16 protein-coding genes are annotated in these 20,321 nt (G+C 64.5%); 6 read left to right on the top strand and 10 right to left on the bottom strand.

What is annotated here, in order from left to right:
• Positions 1-34: 34 nt before the first annotated feature.
• The gene (locus tag AC07VL_RS16100) at positions 35-385 is read left to right on the top strand and encodes a hypothetical protein (protein WP_035827997.1); all 351 of its coding nucleotides are present in this window, start codon (positions 35-37) and stop codon (positions 383-385) included.
• Positions 386-443: 58 nt separating this feature from the next.
• On the opposite strand, the gene AC07VL_RS16105 is transcribed toward AC07VL_RS16100, so the two are convergent.
• The 4 genes from AC07VL_RS16105 to imuA form a co-directional block, all read right to left on the bottom strand.
• On the bottom strand, positions 444-1,226 hold the full coding sequence (locus AC07VL_RS16105) for an alpha/beta hydrolase family protein (RefSeq protein WP_494806748.1): 783 nt from the start codon (positions 1,224-1,226) through the stop codon (positions 444-446).
• Positions 1,227-1,296: 70 nt separating this feature from the next.
• On the bottom strand, positions 1,297-2,001 hold the full coding sequence (locus AC07VL_RS16110; protein ID WP_494806749.1) for a glutathione S-transferase N-terminal domain-containing protein: 705 nt from the start codon (positions 1,999-2,001) through the stop codon (positions 1,297-1,299).
• A gap of 107 nt (positions 2,002-2,108) precedes the next feature.
• Entirely contained in the window at positions 2,109-3,596 is a 1,488-nt protein-coding gene (locus AC07VL_RS16115) for a Y-family DNA polymerase (RefSeq protein ID WP_494806750.1), read from the bottom strand.
• Positions 3,526-4,236, bottom strand: coding sequence for a translesion DNA synthesis-associated protein ImuA (imuA, locus tag AC07VL_RS16120; RefSeq protein WP_494806751.1), 711 nt, complete (start codon positions 4,234-4,236; stop codon positions 3,526-3,528). Before imuA ends, AC07VL_RS16115 begins: the two co-directional genes overlap by 71 nt.
• Before the next feature lie 205 nt (positions 4,237-4,441).
• On the opposite strand from imuA, the gene AC07VL_RS16125 reads away from it, so the two are divergent.
• Entirely contained in the window at positions 4,442-5,707 is a 1,266-nt protein-coding gene (locus tag AC07VL_RS16125; RefSeq protein ID WP_494806752.1) for a putative Na+/H+ antiporter, read from the top strand.
• 52 nt (positions 5,708-5,759) lie between these two features.
• Here the strand turns inward: AC07VL_RS16125 and AC07VL_RS16130 are convergent, their stop codons facing one another.
• From AC07VL_RS16130 to AC07VL_RS16140, 3 genes are all read right to left on the bottom strand, one after another.
• The gene (locus AC07VL_RS16130; protein WP_494806753.1) at positions 5,760-7,784 is read right to left on the bottom strand and encodes a GNAT family N-acetyltransferase; all 2,025 of its coding nucleotides are present in this window, start codon (positions 7,782-7,784) and stop codon (positions 5,760-5,762) included.
• Positions 7,785-7,858: 74 nt separating this feature from the next.
• Positions 7,859-9,073 (bottom strand): MFS transporter, encoded by a 1,215-nt coding sequence (locus AC07VL_RS16135; protein ID WP_494806754.1) that lies wholly within the window; start codon positions 9,071-9,073, stop codon positions 7,859-7,861.
• A 335-nt stretch (positions 9,074-9,408) separates the two neighbouring features.
• The gene (locus AC07VL_RS16140) at positions 9,409-10,596 is read right to left on the bottom strand and encodes an extracellular catalytic domain type 1 short-chain-length polyhydroxyalkanoate depolymerase (protein ID WP_494806755.1); all 1,188 of its coding nucleotides are present in this window, start codon (positions 10,594-10,596) and stop codon (positions 9,409-9,411) included.
• A 399-nt stretch (positions 10,597-10,995) separates the two neighbouring features.
• Here AC07VL_RS16140 and AC07VL_RS16145 point away from each other — a divergent pair, with 399 nt between their 5' ends.
• A complete protein-coding gene (locus tag AC07VL_RS16145; protein ID WP_494806756.1) occupies positions 10,996-11,574 on the top strand; it encodes a PRC-barrel domain-containing protein in 579 nt (192 codons plus the stop codon).
• Between the two features lie 187 nt (positions 11,575-11,761).
• On the opposite strand, the gene hrpA is transcribed toward AC07VL_RS16145, so the two are convergent.
• Positions 11,762-15,973: an ATP-dependent RNA helicase HrpA gene (gene hrpA, locus AC07VL_RS16150; protein ID WP_494806757.1), complete on the bottom strand. Its 4,212-nt coding sequence runs from the start codon at positions 15,971-15,973 to the stop codon at positions 11,762-11,764.
• A gap of 56 nt (positions 15,974-16,029) precedes the next feature.
• Here hrpA and argA point away from each other — a divergent pair, with 56 nt between their 5' ends.
• Positions 16,030-17,340 carry an amino-acid N-acetyltransferase gene (gene argA, locus AC07VL_RS16155; protein ID WP_046685875.1) on the top strand — a complete coding sequence of 437 codons (1,311 nt, stop codon included), beginning with the start codon at positions 16,030-16,032 and terminating at the stop codon, positions 17,338-17,340.
• Between the two features lie 47 nt (positions 17,341-17,387).
• On the opposite strand, the gene kdsA is transcribed toward argA, so the two are convergent.
• The gene (gene kdsA, locus AC07VL_RS16160) at positions 17,388-18,233 is read right to left on the bottom strand and encodes a 3-deoxy-8-phosphooctulonate synthase (RefSeq protein WP_034750794.1); all 846 of its coding nucleotides are present in this window, start codon (positions 18,231-18,233) and stop codon (positions 17,388-17,390) included.
• Between the two features lie 219 nt (positions 18,234-18,452).
• Between kdsA and AC07VL_RS16165 the strand changes: the two genes are divergently transcribed.
• Positions 18,453-18,725, top strand: coding sequence for an oxidative damage protection protein (locus tag AC07VL_RS16165; protein ID WP_034750797.1), 273 nt, complete (start codon positions 18,453-18,455; stop codon positions 18,723-18,725).
• A 168-nt stretch (positions 18,726-18,893) separates the two neighbouring features.
• Positions 18,894-19,418: a DUF6622 family protein gene (locus AC07VL_RS16170; RefSeq protein ID WP_494806758.1), complete on the top strand. Its 525-nt coding sequence runs from the start codon at positions 18,894-18,896 to the stop codon at positions 19,416-19,418.
• 44 nt (positions 19,419-19,462) lie between these two features.
• Here AC07VL_RS16170 and rpiA read toward each other — a convergent pair whose 3' ends face one another.
• Positions 19,463-20,140 (bottom strand): ribose-5-phosphate isomerase RpiA, encoded by a 678-nt coding sequence (rpiA, locus tag AC07VL_RS16175; protein WP_494806759.1) that lies wholly within the window; start codon positions 20,138-20,140, stop codon positions 19,463-19,465.
• Positions 20,141-20,321 lie beyond the last annotated feature (181 nt).

The raw sequence follows: 20,321 nt of genomic DNA on the forward strand, positions 1-20,321 counted from the left end.
TATGCGGCGGCCGCTTTTGGTGTATGCTGGCGGCATGAACAATGATACCGACATCCAGCTCAGCGGCCCCTTCAAGGCCACCGACGGCTCCGGCCGTGCCCACGACATCAAGGCCATCCGCATCTTCGACGAAGGCTACGGCATCATCGACGTCTACGTCGATTTCGCAGCCCCCCTCGAAGCGGGCGCGTACAAGGACAAGACCCTGGTCGGCCACATCCTGGCCCGCTTGCGTAGCCTCGGCTACGTGGGCCCCGACTTCGGCCACGGCGACCTGGGCTTGCAGGACAAGAAACTGATCGTCCTGGAAGCGCCGGAGGAATTTTCCGCCTTTGCAATTAGTAAAGGCTGGAAGGATCTTTCGGCAGAATTCGACGAAGACTGATCCTTCAAGCTATCAATACCATCTGCGCCGTACTGGCATCTTGCCGGTACGGCGTTTTTTATGGGCGACCGCTTCGTTCCGCTTGGTTGATATAACGCGCGCTCCAGGCGGCGATGACGTTGGCGACATAGGCCGCATCATCGCGCCCCGTCAATAAATGGTCGGCATCGTCGAGCGAGACGAAACTTTTCGGGTGCTTGGCAGCCGTAAAGATCTCCATCGCGTTCGACAGGCTTACCGTCGTGTCGTTCGGCGCGTGCATCACCAGCAGGGCACGGCGCAGGCCGGCGATGTGGGCCTTCAGGCTGTGGCTGCCCGCGTCGTCGACGAATTGCTGGCGGATGCGGAAGGGCCGCCCTTCCAGCTGCACCAGCGCTTCGCCCTCGGCGGCGATTTGCTCCAGGTGCGCGCTGAACATGCGCGTGACATACGCGGGCGTGCTGGGGGCGGCCAGGGTCGCCACGGCGCTCGCTTCCGGCACCTGCGCGGCGGCAGCCAGCACGGCGGCGCCGCCCAGGCTGTGGCCGATCAGCAATTGCGGTGCGCCATGCCTGGCCCGCAAAAAGTCGGCGGCGGCGACCAGGTCGTCCACGTTCGACGAGAAATTGGTGGCGGCAAACTCGCCTTCGCTGGCGCCCAGGCCCGTAAAATCGAAGCGCAGCACGGCGATGCCGTGTTCCGTGAGGCCTTGCGCGATGCGCCGCGCCGCCAGCACGTCCTTGCCACAGGTAAAACAGTGGGCGAACAGCGCGTACGCGCGGATGGCGCCGTCGGGCGCATCGAGCCGCGCCGCCAGCACATGGCCATGCGCGCCGGGAAAATCTTGCCGGGTGGATTTCATTGTCTCAGATCAAAGCTGCCGCGCAGGGCGGCCGAAGGCGTATTCTAGCGCCGTCCGGCCGCCTCGGGCTTTAAGCGCGCTTGGGAATATCCACGCCCCGCGCAACGGCGGGCCTGGCCAGGAAGGCGTCCAGCGCGCGCTGCACGTTCGGAAAGTTGTCAAAACCGACGAGATCGCCCGCGCCATAGAAGCCCACCAGGCAGCGCACCCACGGGAAGATGGCGATGTCGGCTATCGTGTACTGGCTGCCCATGATCCAGTCGCGGCCCTGCAGGCGCTGCTCCAGCACGCCCAGCAGACGCTTGGCTTCGCCCAGGTAGCGTTCGAGCGGACGCTTGTCTTCGTAGTCCTTGCCGGCGAATTTGTGGAAGAAGCCCACCTGGCCGAACATGGGGCCGATGCCGCCCATCTGGAACATCAGCCACTGGATGGTTTCGTAGCGCAGGCCCGCGTCCTGGGGCAGGAACTTGCCCGTCTTTTCCGCCAGGTACAGCAGGATGGCGCCCGATTCGAACAGGGCCAGCGGCTTGCCGCCGGGGCCGTCCGGGTCGAGGATGGCGGGAATCTTGTTGTTCGGATTAAGGGACAGGAAGGCGGGCGACAGCTGGTCGTTCTGCTCGAAGCTGACCAGGTGCGGCTCGTACGCCAGGCCCAGCTCTTCCAGCAGGATGGAGACCTTGATGCCGTTCGGCGTGGGCAGCGAGTACAGCTGCAGGCGCTCGGGATGCCGGGCAGGCCATTTTTGGGTAATGGGAAAGTCGGAGAGTTGATGCATGGAAATCCTTATTCATTCAAGTGTAGGACGCGGAGCAGGAAAGCCAGTATAGCCAAGCCGGCCCGCTTCTGCTGGGCGGCCCTGAAACTGGTTTTTCCACCCATCATTCAGCCAAACAAACCATGCAAAAACCAGCGCGGCGCGGCGTCTTCGCCGCTGCCGGCGATGCGTTCGCGGTAGACCCAGTAATGGGCATGGTCGAGTCCTTCGGCAATGAAATAATCGCGCGCCTGCGACTGCCCCCACCAGCCCGCCTCGATGCGTTCGGCCACGGACACCATTTTCAAAGGCGAGCCATAGAAGGGCCGGTGCTCGCGCATCAGGAGGGCGATGGGCTGGGCCAGCAGCCAGCCGGGACGGGGCATGCCGGGCAGGCCGGGCGGCAAGTCGGGGGGCCCGCTTCTTGCCGCGGGCTTGGCCGGCAGCGGCAGCCACTGGTTGGCCGCCTCAGGGCGGTAATCGGCGCGCGGCGCGGCCTGCAGGACATTGTCACTGCCCAGGCGCGCCACCAGCAGCTCCATCAGGCGCTGGCGCTCCTGCGGCGTGCCGCCCGGCTCGGGAAACAGGCTCTCGCTGGGCGGCGCCATGGGCTGCACCTGCAGCGCTTCCAGGCTCAGGCCGATCACGGGCGCCTCCAGCACCAGCTGCGCCAGGCGCTCCTTGAGCAATCGCACCAAGTGCTCGTCGCGCCAGACGGCCTCGCCCAAGGCCAGGTCGATGACGGTGGGCGGGCGCGCCACCCTGCCCCGCTCGTGGGCCAGCAGCAACTGGATGCGCTCGACGGCGAATTGCCGCGCGCACAGCCAGCCCGTCATCTGCTGCAGCAGGCGGCGCGCGCCGAACAGCAGCGCGTCCGTGTGCTCCACGCGGTCGAACAGTTCCAGGCTGGCGCGGAACGTGGGCGGCGCTTCGAGCCAGACGTACAGTTCCGTGCCGTGGCCATGCGCATCGTCGAGCATGGCCAGCAAGGCGGCGCCGCAGCGGCGCTGCAGGCCGGGCCGGGGCAAGTGGCGCAGCTGTCCCAGGGTGCGGCAGCCGATGCCGTCGAACCAGTCGAGCCAGGGGCGCGCGGGCGGCAGCAAGGCGCATGGCAGGCCGTCGAGGCGGCGCACGAGACTCTCCATGCCCAGCACGCGGCCCCGGCGCGTCCCGGCGCGCGCCAGCAGCCAGGCGCCCCGTGCCGTGGGGGCGCACGACAGCTGGGCCGTGTAGCCCAATGCGCGCAGGCTGGCCGCAATCTGCCTGCACAGGGCGCGCACGCCGCCGAACAGGCGCAGGCTGGCGCCCGCGTCGACGAGCAGGGTCGCTTCCTCGCCCTGCGCCACCTGCGGCGAGTATTGCAGCAGCGCCAGCGCCACCGCCTGCAGGGCCTGCGCTTCCAGTTCGGGCGAACGCTCGTGCAAACGCGCCTGCGGCGCCAGCATCAGTGCGCCCGCGCGGCGCATGCCCGGCCGGATGCCCGCCGCCCGCGCCAGCGGCGACACGGCCATCACTTGCTCCTGCTCCAGTACTACGCCGAGGCTGTCAGCCGACCAGCGCGGGCAAAATACTTCGAGCGGGAGCCGGGGCAGGTACAGGCCGATCCAGAGTCGCATGGCGCAGCAATAAAGAAGGAGGTTGCAGGGGCAGGAACAACGGCGCGTCGCGCTGCGGTCCCCGGCGCTTGATGAAGCCGATCTCGATGCCGCCGGCGGCCGGGCGCACGGACAGGCGCAAGGGCGCCGGCGACGCATCCTGCGCGCCGTGCAAGGGGCGCAGCATGCAGAACAGGGTGTTGCCCGACTGCGCCGCCAGATGCAGCCGGCGCAGGCTGTCGGCGCGTACGTGCGATTGCCAGAACAGCAGGGCGCCGCACGTGCCGCTGCGCAAGATGTTTTCTGCCGCCCACAGGGCATCCTTGCTGCTGGCGCTCTTGAGCCACAGCAGCTGCGACGGCGCCAGCCCCTGCGCGGCCAGCGCCAGCGCCTGCGGCGGATGGGGCGGCTGCAGCAGCACGATGGGCTGCCCCGCCAGCTGCGCCAGGGCGGGCGCCAGCAGGCGCAATTCGCCGCTGCCCGCCTGCTGCACCAGCAGGTCGATGAGGCTGCCGCTGGGCCAGCCGCCGCCAGGCAGCTGCGCGGACAAGGCGGCAAAGCCCGTATCCAGGCAGCGCGTGGCGCCCTGGCCCAGCTGCGAGGCGCGCCACAAGGACGGGTGCAGGGCTTCCGGCGACGCCATCAATTGAGAATGTTGCATGATTGAATATGAAGATGAATACTGTATGCATATACAGTACTATCCGCACCCGCTTTTGGCAAGGCTTATCTGGCTGAATGCCTGCCGGGGCCGCTCCGCCATGTCCGAAAAACCCCGTTTTTTGCAGGGATTGCTGTACCATAAGCACTCTCCTTACCGCTCGGCAATGCACCGGGCGGCTTCCTCCGTCCATAAGGAAACGCATTTGACCACCATCCAAATCATCAGCGCCATCATCTTCGGCCTTGCGCTCATCCACACCTTCGCCGCCAAGTCGTTTGAGACATTATCGCGGCGCCACCCCCGCCATGCGGGCTTGCTGCATCTGCTGGGCGAAGTGGAAGTCGTGTTCGGTTTCTGGGCCTTCATCCTGATCATCATCATGGCCTTTGTCTCGGGCAGCGATGCGGCCATCGAGTATGCCGAATCGCGCCATTACACGGAACCGCTGTTCGTCTTCGTCGTCATGGTGGTGGCCGCCTCGCGCCCCGTGCTCGACGCCGTGCAGCGCCTGTTGAAAGGCGTGGCGCGCGTGATGCCGCTGCGCACAGAACTGGCCCTCGTCTGGCTGGGCCTGGCGCTCGTGCCCCTGACGGGCTCCCTGATCACGGAACCAGCCGCCATGACCCTGGCCGCGCTGATGCTGGCGCCGCAAATCTTCCGTCCAGGCATCCCCGAATGGCTGAAATACGGCGCCTTGGGCGTGCTGTTCGTCAACGTTTCCATCGGCGGCACCCTCACCTCGTACGCGGCGCCGCCCGTGCTGATGGTAGCCACCACGTGGAACTGGGACAGCGCCTACATGGCCAGCCATTTCGGCTGGAAGGCCGCCATCGCCGTGCTGGTCAACGCCACGGGCGTGAGCATATTGCTGCGTAAATATCTGCACAGCAACACCTCCGACATCAAGCCGAAGGCCGGCGAGGTGGAAGCGCCGAAAGTGCCGCTGGCCGTCAGCCTCGTGCACATGATCGTGCTGGCCGGCGTCGTTACCCTGGCACATCATCCCGTGCTGTTCATCGGCCTGTTCCTGTTCTTCCTCGGCTTCGTGCAGGCGTATGAGCGCTATCAAAGCCCGCTGATCCTGAAGGAAGGCTTGCTGGTCGGCTTCTTCCTCGGCGGCCTGGTGGTGCTGGGCGGCATGCAGCAATGGTGGCTGCAGCCCATCGTTTCCAGCCTGAAACCGCTGGCCCTGTTCTTCGGCGCCCTGGGCTTGACGGCGATCACGGACAATGCGGCCCTCACCTACCTGGGTTCGCTGATCGTCGGCATGACGGACGAAGCGAAATACATGCTGATGGCGGGCGCCGTGGCCGGCGGCGGCCTGACCGTCATCGCCAATGCGCCGAACCCGGCCGGCGTGGCCCTGCTGCGCCGCGGCTTCAAGGATGAATCGATCGGCGCCGTCGGTCTGCTGGCGGGCGCCCTGCTGCCCACGGCCGTGGCCGCGCTCGCCTTCCTGGCCCTGTAAGTCTCAACACGGGGCGGCTGCCGGCCGCCCCTGCTCCCGTCAGTTCCCCAAATCAATTTCCCTCATACACGAGGAAATGCAGCCGGTCGTAGAACAGGCTGTAGGCATAGTCGAAGGTGCCCACGCTGCGAAATCCCTTGTGCAGGTACACTTGCAGCGCTTCGCTCTTTTCCCATACCGTCAGGCTGATGCGCGTGCAGCCCTTGCCCCTGGCCAGGTCGCGGATGGCATGGAACATCTGCTTGAACAAGCCCTGTCCCCGGTATTTCTCGTCGATGGCCAGGCTGCTGACGAAGCAGTCGCCGGCGCGCGCATGTTGCAGCACGAACCGGTCATACGCGTCGTCAAGCGCCTTCATGTCGTCGCGGTAATACGAGACGGCCCCGCAAGCCTGGAACTCGTCCATGGTGGCGGCCGTGAAAAAGCCGATGAAGCGCTCGTCCTCGTCGTGCAGGCCGTGGATGTGCTGCAGATACGGGTCGATATTCTGCCGCCGCTGCAGTTCGACGAACTGCAGATTGAGTTTATTACCAAACGAACAATATTCCAGGTAGCTGGTGGCAAACAGCAGCTTCGCCATGCGGTTCTTCGCTTCCTCGCCCAGCAGGCTGCCGGGCACCAGCCTGAGCGGCGCATGCGACAGCAAGCCCTCGTCTTCGGGCACGGCCACCTCATGCACGGCCGGCAGGCGGCTGCCGTGACGGCCCACGGTGGGACGCCAGAAGGCGCCGGAAGCAATATGCCGCGACCGGTGCGCCAGCAGGTAGCGGCAAAAGACGTCATTCACGCGGTCCAGCTGCGGGTCGTGCGACAGCACCGAGTAATAGTGGAAATGGTCGATTTCCGCGCGCAGCTGGGCCGCATAGGCCATGCGCGGCGCTTCCTCGATGTCGAACACGTCGACGATGTTGACCAGGCTCAAAGGATCGTCCAGTTGCCAGCCGATCTCGTCGAGCTGCGCGATGCAGCGGGCATACGCGCGCGCCTCTTCCTCGCTGAGCGGGATATGCGTATCGGTAATGATGTCGACCAGCAGGCGCATGCCGCGGATGCCGCCCACCACCGCTTCCGGCGCGCCGTCGTAGAGCACGCAATAGCGCTGGTAGAACTCGGCATGGCTGAGCATGGTGCGGCCCAGGTGCTGCTTCCACTGGGCATAGAACTGGCCGAACAGCCGCGCCTCGAATTGCGGACAGGAACGGGGGATGGCGCCATCGATGTCCGCATAAGCACGGTTCACATTGCGCTGGATCAAACGCAGCGCCGCGTCGTTCTTCCTGGCGATCAGCATGCCCGTTTCATCAAGAAACAGGTTCATCCAGCTGACGTGGCGGCGCCCTCCCCCGGCGTCCGCGTGGCGCTGGAAATAATCGGGCACCTCCGGCTTCATCAGGAAAATCGTCGCCGGATTGTGCGGGATCGTGTCGACATCCATGTACATGCCGCCGTACTCGCACATGATGAGGATGCGGAAATAATCGGACAGGGTGGCGAAGTAGCGCTGCGCATGCAGGGCATCGAGTATGCCGAAGCGCGCCGGGACAAAGTCCAGCGCCAGCGCGCGCAGCGAATTGATGTGCAGGGTCGTGCCGCCGATGGCGTAGCGTCCTATCGTGTAGCGCCCCGCGCCGCCCGTCGGGCTGAAACGCGCATCGCCGCGCAGCTGGGCCGCATCCCACACCCACAGGATGGACACGTATGGCGCGCCGCCATTGTGCAGCACCTCGTCCAGCGCCGCGCCCCATTGCACGATGGCCTGGGCCGCGATAGCCGGCAACGGCCCGCCCATCCAGATGCGGTGCACGTAACGCTCGTCGTCGCCCAGCGCGCGCGTGGGGATGGCGCTCAGCGAGGAACAGCTGGCCGCATTGAAATGCGTGAAATTGGCGGCGATGAAGCTGCGCAGGGCGGCAAGGCCGGCCTGGTGCTCCCCCGCCAGGCGGCCGGCGTCCGCGTCCGCCGGCCCCGCATCGGCCAGGGCGATGAAATCGAGCTTCAGCTTATTGATGCGGAACTCGTATTCCAGGTTGAAAATCGTTGCTTGATCGTGTTTCGAAGCCAGGTCATCTATTTTCATGAGCGCACCATCTTCCGCAGGAGAGTGTAGGTAATTTCGTCCAGGTAATCCACAACACGCGCACCGTGGCGCCATCAATGCCGGGCCAGCCGCACCTCGCTTTCCCGGCGTCCCGCCATGCCCCGCGTAAACAGCAGCAGGCAGGCCACGATAACCACGATGACGGGGAGATTCAGCAGCGCGTACGTTTCCAGCGCATAGCCGAAGCGCTGGCACAGCACGTTGTACAGCTGCAGCCATGCGGATAAATAGATGCAGTACAGCAAGCTCATGGCGGCCGTCGTCAAGGTCATCGCTTCCTTGCTGGCCGTAATCGCGCTGCGGATCAGGGCTCCGTTGAACAGGCCGAAACCGATGGAATAGACAAACATGCAAGCGGCAAACACATCGACGTGATGGCGGCCCAGGCCCGCCCCCAGCATGCCGGCAGCCGCGATCAGCCCGCCCAGGCGCAGCAGGGCGACGAGGGGGAAGTCCTGCCGCAGGCGCTGGATGGCGATGCTGCTGAGCACGAAGCCGGACAGGATCACGCACTGCAGGGCGATATACGTGGCGTAGGACGCGCCCATCTCCTGCAGCACGAAGATGGGCGAAAAGCCGATCCAGGCCGTCAGGGGCACGGTGGCCAGCCCGGCCGTAAACATGCCGAACATGAAGCGTCCGTTGCTGAAAATGGCGGCATAGCTGCGCGCGATGGCGGCCAGGTCCGGGCGCGCGCGCGGCGCTGCCGTGCGCGGCATGGTCTTGAACAGGCCCAGCAAGGACAGCAGCGCCAGCAGGCCGGAGCAGAAAAAGACGTAGCGCCAGTCGAGCCGGCTGATGATGGCGCTGCCGAGGATAGGGCCGGCCAGGGGCGCGAGGATGGTGGTGCTCGACAGGATGCTGCTGAGCTTGACGGCCGCCATGTCGTCGAACAGTTCGTGGATCATGGCATAGCCGACAAACACGAAGCAGCAACCCATGCCCTGCACGAAGCGCGCCAGCAGGAATTGCTCGATGGTGGCGCACAGCGGCACCGTCAGGGTGGCCAGCAGGAACAAGGTATTGCCGGTGAGCACGAGCTTGCGCTTGCCGACATGGTCCGCCAGCGGTCCCAGGAATATCTGCAGGGAACTGCCGCCCAGCAGATACAGGCTGAGCGACAGGGGAATGAACTTTTCCTCCGCCTGGAACTCGCCGACGATGGTCAACATGGCCGGCATGATCATGTCGTTCGACAGATAGATATTCAGTTCAAAGACGAGGAAAAACGCAAAAAACCACAGCAACTGTTTCGACTTGATGGACATGGCGCATTCCGTGACGTGGGTGGCTGTCGTCAGCGCCGGCGCCCTGCCGACGCAGGACGCGGCAAGCGCGCCTAGGCACTGAAAACATATACCAATTGTATACCACTTAGCATTTTTGGCATCTATTTTTGTTGTTTTTAAATACCTATGCAATACCACTTAGGGAAAAACCAGCCTGGCTGGCGCACGCTGCCAGCCAGCCAAAAAGCGCGCAGGCGGCCAGCCGCCGCGCTGGCGCGGGGGCGCGGCAGCGGCAACGGTACAGCGGCAGGAAGGGAGGCGTGCGTACCAGTGGTGGCCACGCGGCGCGGCATGGGCGGCGCCGGCCAGGGGAACTATCGGCGGCGCTGGCTGGCGAAGAAATCGAGCAGCAGCTTGCTGGCGTCGGGCTTGGCCTTGTCGTTGAACGGCAGGCTGGCATCGCCCCCGCTCCAGGCGTGCTCGAGGCGCTCGACCTGCGCCACGCGCAGCAGCACCTGCTTGCCCACCCGGTAATCGTGCAGCGCATACGCATGGGCCGGGTTGCGTCCGCCCGCCGCGCCGCCGGGCAGGCGCTGCGCCGTCACCACCGTGTCTGCCGGCAGGCGGTTCACGCGCACGCACTGGCGCACCAGCTGCGTCTGGTTGACGGGCCGCACCACCTTGTCGGCCTGCCCCTGGATCAGCATGGCGGGCAGGAGCGGAAACGCGGGCAGGCGCGCCAGCACTTCATCGATGGCGGCATCCATGCGGGCGCCGGCGCCATGCTGCATCACGTGCAGCGCGCCGATCAGGTTGTGGCCGGCGCCGAACACGGGACCGGAATGCAGGCCCAGCGCGGCAAACAGGTGGGGATGGTTCAGGGCCACGATATGCGCCATGCCGGCGCCGGCGGAAATGCCGCAGATATAGATGCGCGACCGGTCGATGGCGTAGCGGGCCGCCACCTGCTCGATGGCGCCGACGATCAGGCGCACGTCGCCGCCGCCGTCCTGCGTCAGCTTGTCATACCACTTCCAGCAGCGGCGCGCATGCGCGCGCAACGATTGCTGCGGATACAGCACCGCATAGCCCTTGCGCTCGGCCAGGCGGTTCATGCGCGTGCCCTCGGCAAACTGCGTGGCGCTCTGCTCGCAGCCATGCAGCATCACCAGCAGCGGCCGGCCCCGGCTGCGCATGGCGGCGCTCGGCGCCTTCTCGGGCAGGTACAGGAAATACGGCAGGCGCCGGCCCGGCAACTGCCCCAGTTCCGGCAAGGGCGCATAGTGGGCGGCCAGCCATTTGCCCGGCGGGGGCGCCGTGCGCTTGCGCGCGCGGGGCGGTACCAGGGGCGTGGCAAAAGGCGCCAGCGAGGGCAGCGCGTCGCGGACGGGTTTGGCCCGCGGCTTGGCGGCCGTTTTGCCCACGGCCTTGCCCGCGGCCTTGCCGCGCGGCGTGGCGGGCGCGGGGCCGAACAGTACCTTGGCCAGTTTGGTCGCCGTGCGCTGCTGCGCCTTGCCGGCGCGCAGGAGTCCACGCAGCCACTTGGTCGCGGGCTTTACCATGGGCACGAGAAGACGGCCTGTTGTGGAGCGTACCGCCAGTTCATCCCTGTGCATCGTTGCATCGTCAGCATGTGCGGCCTCCTCCGTAGAACGCATAGAGTACCGCAATTGGGCCACGGCACCGTACGTTTGCACACCGATAAAAGTGCCGCTAAGTAATCCTCAGGAAATTATTGTGAATTTATGACGAACAGAACCGGATGCTATGCAAGGCGCCCACTGCGACGCAGTGCGAGCACTGCTAGCAGTGGGCAACGCCGCAGAGCGCCGGTTATGGAAGTCAGAAATCATAATAATTTATTGGGGGTTACTTAACACCATTGAGGCAGATCAAACGCGACGTGGCGCGTATGCTTAATCTGGGTGTTCGATCAGCACTTCACTTGAGGAGAAAACACCATGAGCTATCTGGACCGCGACATCCTGGGCATGTACCGCAACCACGACGGCCCGGGGCCGGCCCTGATGGGGGCCGACACCCTGATCGGCGACGACGTCTACAACCACAACGACGAGGAACTGGGCGACATCAAGGAAATCATGCTCGACATGCGCACCGGCCAGATCGCCTATGCCGTGCTGTCCTTCGGCGGCATCCTGGGCATGGGCGACAAATTGTTTGCCGTGCCCTGGGAACGCCTGACCCTCGACACCGTCAACAAGCGTTTTCTGCTCAACGTGGAAAAAGGCCAGCTGAAAGACGCGCCCGGCTTCGACAAGAACAACTGGCCCGACATGGGCAGCGAGGCGTGGAACCAGCAGATGGAAGCGTTCTACGGCAGCGGCACGCGCTACGGCAGCATGGCCGGCAGCCGCATGCCATCGGGCAGCGACCTGCGCGGCGGCGCCAGCCTGCAATCGGGCAGCGAAGGCAGCCTGTCCGGCAGCTCGATGAGCGGCAGCCGCGCCGGCACCAGCAGCCAGAGCGGCTCGCGCTCACCGCTCAGCGATGATGATGATTTGAACAAGCGCACGTGATCCGAGCAGAAGGAAGAGGGGCAAGACAGGTAGAGGCCGATAGGGCGGCACAGGGCGGCGTAAGGCGGATTAGCGGCGCAACCGCGTAATCCGACGTCACCAGTAATGCCAGCAATACCCTCCGCTGGCCACCACCCGCCAACGCTGTTGTCGGATTACGCGCGCCCTGCGGACGCGCTAATCCGACCTACCTTTGCATCGACTCCCATACCTTCTGCAAACGCTTGGCAGACACGGGCATCGGCGTGCGCAATTCCTGCGCAAACAGGGACACGCGCAGTTCTTCCAGCATCCAGCGGAAGTCCACCAGTTTCGGGTCCGTGTTCTTGCCCGCCTGGCGATCCTTGGCCTGGCGCAGATACGGCGCGGCGGCCGATTGCCATTCGGCCATCAACTTGGTATCGCGCGCGGGATCGGCGCGCAGTTTTTCCAGGCGTACATTGATCGCCTTCAGGTAGCGGGGGAAATGCGCCAGCTGCGTGTACTCGTTTTCCGTCAGGAAGCGCTTGTGCACGAGTCCCTGCAGCTGCGACTGGATGTCGGTAGCCGCCGCTGCCGGGATATTCTGCAGGCGCTTGGGCAAGCCGTGGAATTCCGTCAGCACTTGCGCCAGCAGCCGGGCGATTTCATTGACCAGCAAGACGAGGCGCGACTTGCCCTCCGCCTGGCGCTTGGCGAACGAAGCGGCGTCCAGCGGCAGCGGATCTTGCAAACAGGCAATATCGAGCGCCTTGTTGATGATTTGCTCGCGCAACTCTTCCTGCGACCCCAGGGCCATGAACTGCATGCCCATCTGCTGCAGGCCGGGGATGCTTTTCTCGACGTACTTGATCTGCTCCTTCATCTGCAGCGCGAACAGGCGGCGCAAGCCCACCTTGTGCGTGCGGGCAGCCACGGTCGGGTCGTCAAATACTTCCAGGTCGCAATGCGTGCCCTTGTCCACCAGCGCGGGGAAGCCGATCAGGGTCAGCTTGCCCTGCACGATTTCCAGCAATTCCGGCAATTCGCCGAAGGTCCAGCCCGTCAAGCCCATGTGCTGCGAAACGGTGGCATTCGGCGACGCCGGCGCGGCAGCGGCTGCTGCGCCCTTGGTCGCTGCGCCGCCCTTGCCTGGCGCCGCGTTGCTGCCCTGCGCCTGCGCCTGCAGCCGCGACGCCACTTGCGCGCCCGCCACCTTGGCACCCGGCGTGCCCGTGCCGGATACGCCCGACACTTCGGCCAGCTTCTGGAAACTCTGGCGCGCCTGGCCGCCGAATTCCGCCTGCAGGGTGGCCAGGTTGCGGCCCATGTCCAGCTGGCGGCCATGCTCGTCGATCACCTTGAAATTCATGAAGTGATGGGCAGGCAGGGTTTCCGGCTTGAAGTCCGTCGTCAGCACGTTGATGGTGATCTGCGCGCGGATGTCCGCGATGATGGCGTCGATCAAATCACCACGGCCAAACACGCCCGCCTCGTGCACGCGCTCGCAGAACTTCGCCGCGTAGTCGGGCAGCGGCACGCAATGGCGACGCAGCTTCTGCGGCAAGGATTTCAATAGCAGATGGACTTTTTCCTTCAGCATGCCCGGCACCAGCCATTCGCAACGCTCGCGCGGCAGCTGGTTCAGCGCGTACAGCGGCACCGATAACGTCACGCCATCGCGCACGCTGCCCGGCTCGAAGTGGTAGGTGAGGCCCATTTCCAGGCCCGTCACGGACATGGTTTTCGGGAACAGGTCCGTCGTCACGCCGGCCGCCTCGTGGCGCATCAGCTCTTCGCGGTTCAGGTACAGCAGCTTCGGGTTCTCGCGCGTGGCCTCTTTATGCCATTTCTCGAAGCCGGCGCCATTGCACACGTCCGCCGGCAGCAGCTTGTCGTAGAAGGCGGCGATCAGCTCGTCGTCGACCAGCACGTCCAGGCGGCGCGACTTATGCTCAAGGTTTTCGATATCCTTGATCAGTTTATGGTTGTGCGCGAAGAACGGCGCGCGCGTGTCGAAGTCGCCGCCGACGAGCGCGTCGCGGATGAAGATTTCGCGCGCTTCCGGCAAGTTGAAATTGCCGTAATTGATACGGCGCTGGCTGTACACCACCAGGCCATACAGGGTTGCGCGTTCGGACGCCGTCACCTGCGCCGAACGTTTTTCCCAGCGCGGCTCGCCCCACGATTTCTTCAGCAGGTGCCCGCCCACCTTTTCCAGCCACTCGGGCTGGATCTGCGCCACGCAGCGCGCGTACAGGCGCGTCGTGTCGACCAGTTCCGCCGCCATGATCCACTTGCCCGGCTTTTTCAGCAGCGAGGAACCGGGCCAGATGTGGAACTTGATGCCGCGCGCGCCCAGGTAGCCCGCGCCCGGCTCGTCCTCGCCCTTGAAGCCGATATTGCCCAGCAAGCCAGTCAGCAGGGCCATGTGCAGATTATCATAGGTGGCCGGTGCTTCGTTCAGGCGCCAGCCCTGCTCCTTGACGATGGTCAACAACTGCGAGTGCACGTCGCGCCATTCGCGCAAGCGCATCTGCGACAGGAAATTCGTGCGGCAATTGTCCTGCAACTGGCGGTTGGTTTTCTTGTGCTCGATGGCGGACTCGAACCAGCGCCATATCTTCAGGTAGCTGAGAAATTCCGACTTTTCATCGGCGAACTTCTTGTGCGCCTCGTCGGCCGCCTGCTGGTGTTCCATCGGGCGGTCGCGCGGGTCTTGCACGGACAGGGCGGAAGCGACGATCAGCACTTCCGTCAGGCAGGCGTTGTCCAGCGCGGCGAGGATCATGCGGCCCACGCGCGGGTCCAGCGGCAGCTTGGCCAGCTTGTTGCCCAGCGGCGTGAGTTTGTTGACTTCGTCGACAGCGCCCAGTTCCTGCAGCAGCTGGTAGCCGTCGGCGATGGCGCGCGCCAGCGGCGGCTCGATGAAGGGGAAGGTCTCCACGTCCGTCAGGTGCAGGGACTTCATGCGCAGGATGACGGCCGCCAGCGAGGAGCGCAGGATTTCCGGCTCCGTGAATTTCGGCCGCAGCAGATAATCCTGCTCTTCATACAAACGGATGCACACGCCATCGGCCACGCGGCCGCAACGGCCGGCGCGCTGGTTGGCGGCCGACTGGGCGATCGGCTCGACCTGCAGCTGCTCCACCTTGTTGCGGTAGCTGTAGCGCTTCACGCGGGCCAGGCCCGCATCGACCACGTAGCGGATGCCGGGCACGGTCAGCGAGGTTTCCGCCACGTTGGTGGCCAGCACGATGCGGCGCGCACTGCTGGTCTTGAACACACGCTCCTGCTCCTCGGCCGACAAACGGGCGAACAGGGGCAGGATTTCCACATGCGGCGGATGGTGCTTGCGCAGCGCTTCGGCGCAGTCGCGGATTTCGCGCTCGCCCGGCAGGAACACCAGCACGTCGCCCGAGCCGATGCGGCACAGTTCTTCCACGCCATCGACGACGGCATCCATCAGGTCGCGCTTTTCGCGCGCGGCAGCGGTCCTTTGCCCTGGCTTGTCGGCATTGCTGCCGGCGCCCGGCATGGCCACCTGTTCCCGTTCCACGGGACGGTAGCGCACTTCCACCTGGTACAAACGGCCCGACACTTCGATCACGGGCGCCGGTTTTTCCGGCGTGCCGAAATGGCGCGCGAAGCGCTCCGCGTCGATGGTGGCCGAGGTGATGATGATCTTCAGGTCGGGCCGGCGCGGCAGCAGCTGCTTCAGGTAGCCGAGCAGGAAGTCGATGTTCAGGCTGCGTTCGTGCGCTTCATCGATGATGATGGTGTCGTAATTTTTCAACAAGGGGTCGGTCTGCGTCTCGGCCAGCAGGATACCGTCCGTCATCAGCTTGACGGAGGCGCCCTTCGTCAACGTGTCGGCAAAGCGCACCTTGAAACCCACGGTTTCGCCCAGGGGCGTGCCCAGTTCCTGCGCGATGCGCTTGGCCGTCGACGAGGCGGCGATGCGCCGCGGCTGCGTGTGGCCGATCAGGCCCTTCTGGCCCCGTCCCAGTTCCAGGCAGATCTTCGGCAGCTGCGTCGTCTTGCCCGAGCCTGTTTCACCCGAAACGATGATCACCTGGTTTTCCGTCAAGGCCTTGGCGATCTCCTCGCGCCGGCCCGAGACGGGCAAGTCTTCCGGATACGTGATCGGCGGCAGCGGATTGCGGAAAGCCTTTTCCGCTTCGCGCGCGGCGCGGGCCGCCTCGCGGGCTTCGCGGCTTTCGCGGCTTTCCCGGCTGTCACGCCCGTCGCGCGCAGGCTGGCCATCGCGCGGCGCGCGCTGCTGCTGTTGCTGTTTCTGCTGTTCCGCGCGCGGCGGCTGCGGCCTTTGCTGGCTCACGGGCGGGCGCTGGCGGCCCGGCGCAGGCGTGGCAACATCGCCGCTGGCGGGCACATTTGCAACGGTGGAAGGAGGGGAAGACTTATTGCTGGCTGAAGACATTGTTTTTTACAGGTATTTTAAGCGCGCACATCGCGCAGCGAATTATAATGCGCTTAATGGAAAACCCTACCCAATTCGTCCAATGGCTGCGCTCAGTCGCGCCCTACATCCACGCCTTTCGCGGCAAGACCTTCGTGGTCGCCTTCCCCGGTGAACTCGTCAGCGCCGGGGCGCTGCAGGTGCTGGCCCATGATTTGTCCCTGCTGCATGCGCTGGACATCAATGTCACCGTCGTCTACGGCTCGCGGCCGCAGGTGGCGGAACAGCTGGCCTTGCGTAACGTCGAAGGCCGCTTCCACAACGGCGTGCGCATCACGGATATTGCCGCACTGGAATGCGCGAAGGAAGCGGCCGGCGAGCTGCGCCTCGACATCGAGGCCGCGTTCAGCCAGGGCTTGCCGAACACGCCCATGTCGCATGCGGCCATCCGTATCATTTCCGGCAACTTCATCACGGCGCGCCCGCTGGGCGTGATCGATGGCGTGGACCTGGAACTGACGGGCATCACGCGCAAGGTCGATGCCGAAACCATCCATTCCATCCTCGGCTCCGACGGCCTGGTGCTGCTGTCGCCGCTGGGTTTCTCGCCCACGGGCGAAGCGTTCAACCTCACCATGGAAGACGTGGCGTGCAGCGCCGCCATCGCCCTGCACGCGGACAAACTGATTTTCATCACGGAAACACCGATGATGGAAGACGCCACGGGCGTGGAAATCCGCGAACTGTCGTCGCACCAGGCCGAAGCCGTGCTGATGGCCGGCTTCCTGCCCGACGCCACGGCGTTCTACCTGAAACATTGCGTCAAAGCATGCCACAACGGCGTCGAGCGCTCGCACATCGTGCCCTTCTCGATGGACGGTTCCGCCCTGCTGGAATTGTTTACCCATGATGGCGTGGGCACCATGATCAGCCATGAAAACCTGGAAAGCCTGCGCCAGGCCACCATCGAAGACGTGGGCGGCATCATCAAACTGATCGAGCCGCTGGAAGCGGACGGCACCTTGGTCAAGCGGGGCCGCGAGCTGATCGAGCGCGAGATCGATTATTTCTCCGTCATCGAGCATGACGGCGTCATCTTCGGCTGCGCCGCCCTGTACCCCTTCCCCGCGCAAAAGATGGCGGAAATGGCATGCTTGACGGTCAACCCGGAAGTGCAAGCCCAGGGCGACGGCGAGCGCATCCTGAAACACATGGAAAACCGCGCGCGCGCCGCCGGCCTGAACAAACTGTTCGTGCTGACCACGCGCACCTCGCACTGGTTCAAGAAACGGGGCTTCGTGCCCGCCACCGTGGACGATCTGCCGAAGGACCGCCAGCATATGTATAACTGGCAGCGCAAGTCGCAAGTCTTAATTAAAACCCTGTAGCACGTGAAAAAGCCCGGCATGCCGGGCTTTTTTTTACTTACCTGCCATTACTTGATATTCAGCGGAGCAAACGATTTCACCAGGTCGTCGAGCGCCTTCAACTGCGCCAGGAATGGCTCCAGCTGGTCCAGCGGCAAGGCGCTGGGGCCGTCGCAACGGGCATTGTCCGGGTCCGGATGGGCTTCCAGGAACAGGCCGGCGATGCCGACGGCCAGGCCGGCGCGGGCCAGGTCCGCCACTTGCTGGCGGCGGCCGCCCGACGCGGCGCCGCCGGGATCGCGCTGCTGCAGGGCGTGCGTGACGTCGAAGATGATGGGCAAGTCGTCGCAGGTCTTTTTCATGACGCCAAAGCCCAGCATGTCGACCACCAGGTTGTCATAGCCGAGGCAAGTGCCGCGGTCGCACAGGATCAACTGGTCGTTGCCCGCTTCCTTGAATTTCTCGACGATATTGGCCATCTGGCCTGGGCTCAAAAATTGCGGCTTCTTGATGTTGATCACTTTGCCCGTTTTCGCCAGGGCCACGACGAGGTCCGTCTGGCGCGCCAGGAAGGCCGGCAATTGCAGCACGTCGACCACTTCGGCCACCTGCTGCGCCTGCCATGGCTCATGCACGTCGGTAATCACGGGCACGCCGAACGCCGCCTTGACGTCCTGGAAGATGCGCATGCCTTCTTCCAGGCCCGGTCCCCGGTAGGAATGGATCGAAGAACGGTTGGCCTTGTCGAAACTAGCCTTGAACACATAGGGAATACCCAGTTTTTGCGTCACGCGCACATATTCTTCGCACGCGCGCATGGCCAGATCGCGCGATTCGAGCACGTTGATGCCGCCAAACAGCGCAAAGCTGCCGGTATTGCTGACATCGATGCCATGGACTTTCACTGAGGTCATAGGGATTCCATATTGGTTAATTGTTACTACTTGCTTGGAAGAGGCGCAGCCAGCGGCTGGCGCGGTAAGGCATCTTACTAGCTAGGGCGGCGCAGATCAAATTTGATCCAGCGCAAGCGCCCGGCAAACGGCGCGTGGCCGGGCCGCGACGGCCTCGCGAGGAGACACGCAAAGTGCCTTATAATCACGCTTTATCTCTACACTGATTCAGGAGCACAGATGGCCCGCACGATCCACTGCATCAAACTCAACAAGGAAGCCGAAGGACTGGACTTCCCGCCGTACCCGGGCGAACTGGGCAAGAAGATTTACGAATCGGTGTCGAAAGAAGCGTGGGCCGCCTGGCTCAAGCACCAGACCATGCTGGTCAACGAAAACCGTTTGAACCTGGCCGACGCGCGCGCCCGCAAATACCTGGCCACGCAGATGGAAAAGCATTTCTTCGGCGATGGCGCCGATGCCGCCATGGGCTACGTGCCGCCTACGGAATAAGCCGTATCGCTTGCCCGTGACCGCGTCACGGGCAGTTTCACCTGCGTTTCGCGCCTTCCCCCGCCGTTTCACGGCACCGCCTCTCCGTTTCGTCGCAAGCCGCTCGCCGCCCGCACCGCCGGCTGGCACAGTACGCCCATCGACAACCTCACACCAAAGGCGGACACCATGTTGCAGCAAATCTTCAGCCACACTCCCCTCTACGTCTGGGCCATCCTGGCCTTCCTCGTGTACCGCGGCGTGCTGGCCAGCCGGGCCCGCGAAGTGAGCTTGCGCAAGCTGTGCATCATTCCGCTCGTCATGCTGGCCCTGTCGCTGAGCGGCGTGCACGGCAGCTTCGGTTTTGCCGGCATGGCGCCGTACGCCTGGGTAGCCGGCGCACTGGGCGGCGCGGCGCTGGCCTGGTCGCTGACCGATGCCGGCAAGCTGACGGCCTATCCCGAGCGGGGCAGCGTGCAGCGTCCCGGCAGCTGGCTGCCTTTGATCTTGATGATGTGTATTTTTTGCATGAAATATGCGGTCGCCGTGACCCTGTCCATCGCGCCCGCCTATGCCCACGCGGCCGGCTTCATCGTGCCCGTCTGCCTCGCCTACGGTTGCTTCAGCGGCCTCTTCCTGGGCGGCTTGCTGCGCACCGTGGCCGTCTACCGCCAGGCAGCAATGACGAGCGGCCCGCAAGGGGCCGCCGTGTAATACAGGTAGCAAGGTAGCAACGCCGGCGGACGCCGGCGATCACCTTAGTACGCCAGGGTACGCACGCCTTCCGGCATGCCCAGCAGGCAGACATTCGCGCCGCGCACGGCGAACAGGCCAACGGCGATGACGCCGACGATCTGGTTGATCTGCTGTTCCAGCGCCACCGGGTCGGCGATCTGCAGGCCCAGCACGTCGATGATCTCGCCGCCGTTGTCCGTGATGAACGCTTCGGTAGTGCCCGCCTTCAGGCGCAGACGGGGCGTGCCGCCCAGCGCGGCCAGCTGGCGCGCCACGGCGGCGCGCGCCATCGGGATCACTTCCACGGGCAGCGGGAAGGCGCCCAGGGTGTCCACCAGTTTCGAGCCGTCGGCGATGCAGACAAATTGTCTGGCGACGGAAGCGACGATCTTTTCACGCGTCAATGCCGCGCCGCCGCCCTTGATCATGGCGCCGCTAGCCGTGATTTCATCGGCGCCGTCGATGTAGACGGCGATCGACTCGACGTCGTTCAGGTCGAAGACGGGGATGCCATGGCCGGCCAGGCGGGCAGCCGTCGCTTCGGAGGACGCGACCGTCCCCTTGATGCGGTCCTTGATCTTGGCCAGTTCATCGATGAAGAAATTGGCGGTGGAACCGGTACCGACGCCGATGATTTCACCTTCCACCACGTAGTTAATGGCGGCGCGGGCTACGGCTTGCTTCAATTCGTCTTGGGTCATGGCATTCAGGCTAAAGTGAGGAATGCCGCCATTTTAACGGATTGCCGGCCCATCCAGCCGCCCTTGCCTGCCTGCCGTGGCTTTTGCTCCACCCTGGCGGCGTGAATTTTGCTCAAGAGCAATTGATTGCTCAATTCCTCCGTATGCCCGTTAAAATATGCGAAAATGCCACTATTGACAC

Source organism: Janthinobacterium sp. GW821-FHT03C08 (assembly GCF_059420905.1).

Excerpts from the sequence above, each read along its gene's own strand:
- AC07VL_RS16100 (WP_035827997.1), top strand. The coding sequence starts at position 35 with ATGAACAATGATACCGACATCCAGCTCAGCGGCCCCTTCAAGGCCACC.
- AC07VL_RS16105 (WP_494806748.1), bottom strand. The coding sequence starts at position 1,226 with ATGAAATCCACCCGGCAAGATTTTCCCGGCGCGCATGGCCATGTGCTG.
- AC07VL_RS16110 (WP_494806749.1), bottom strand. The coding sequence starts at position 2,001 with ATGCATCAACTCTCCGACTTTCCCATTACCCAAAAATGGCCTGCCCGG.
- AC07VL_RS16115 (WP_494806750.1), bottom strand. The coding sequence starts at position 3,596 with ATGCGACTCTGGATCGGCCTGTACCTGCCCCGGCTCCCGCTCGAAGTA.
- imuA (WP_494806751.1), bottom strand. The coding sequence starts at position 4,236 with ATGCAACATTCTCAATTGATGGCGTCGCCGGAAGCCCTGCACCCGTCC.
- AC07VL_RS16130 (WP_494806753.1), bottom strand. The coding sequence starts at position 7,784 with ATGAAAATAGATGACCTGGCTTCGAAACACGATCAAGCAACGATTTTC.
- AC07VL_RS16135 (WP_494806754.1), bottom strand. The coding sequence starts at position 9,073 with ATGTCCATCAAGTCGAAACAGTTGCTGTGGTTTTTTGCGTTTTTCCTC.
- AC07VL_RS16140 (WP_494806755.1), bottom strand. The coding sequence starts at position 10,596 with ATGGTAAAGCCCGCGACCAAGTGGCTGCGTGGACTCCTGCGCGCCGGC.
- AC07VL_RS16145 (WP_494806756.1), top strand. The coding sequence starts at position 10,996 with ATGAGCTATCTGGACCGCGACATCCTGGGCATGTACCGCAACCACGAC.
- hrpA (WP_494806757.1), bottom strand. The coding sequence starts at position 15,973 with ATGTCTTCAGCCAGCAATAAGTCTTCCCCTCCTTCCACCGTTGCAAAT.
- argA (WP_046685875.1), top strand. The coding sequence starts at position 16,030 with ATGGAAAACCCTACCCAATTCGTCCAATGGCTGCGCTCAGTCGCGCCC.
- kdsA (WP_034750794.1), bottom strand. The coding sequence starts at position 18,233 with ATGACCTCAGTGAAAGTCCATGGCATCGATGTCAGCAATACCGGCAGC.
- AC07VL_RS16165 (WP_034750797.1), top strand. The coding sequence starts at position 18,453 with ATGGCCCGCACGATCCACTGCATCAAACTCAACAAGGAAGCCGAAGGA.
- AC07VL_RS16170 (WP_494806758.1), top strand. The coding sequence starts at position 18,894 with ATGTTGCAGCAAATCTTCAGCCACACTCCCCTCTACGTCTGGGCCATC.
- rpiA (WP_494806759.1), bottom strand. The coding sequence starts at position 20,140 with ATGACCCAAGACGAATTGAAGCAAGCCGTAGCCCGCGCCGCCATTAAC.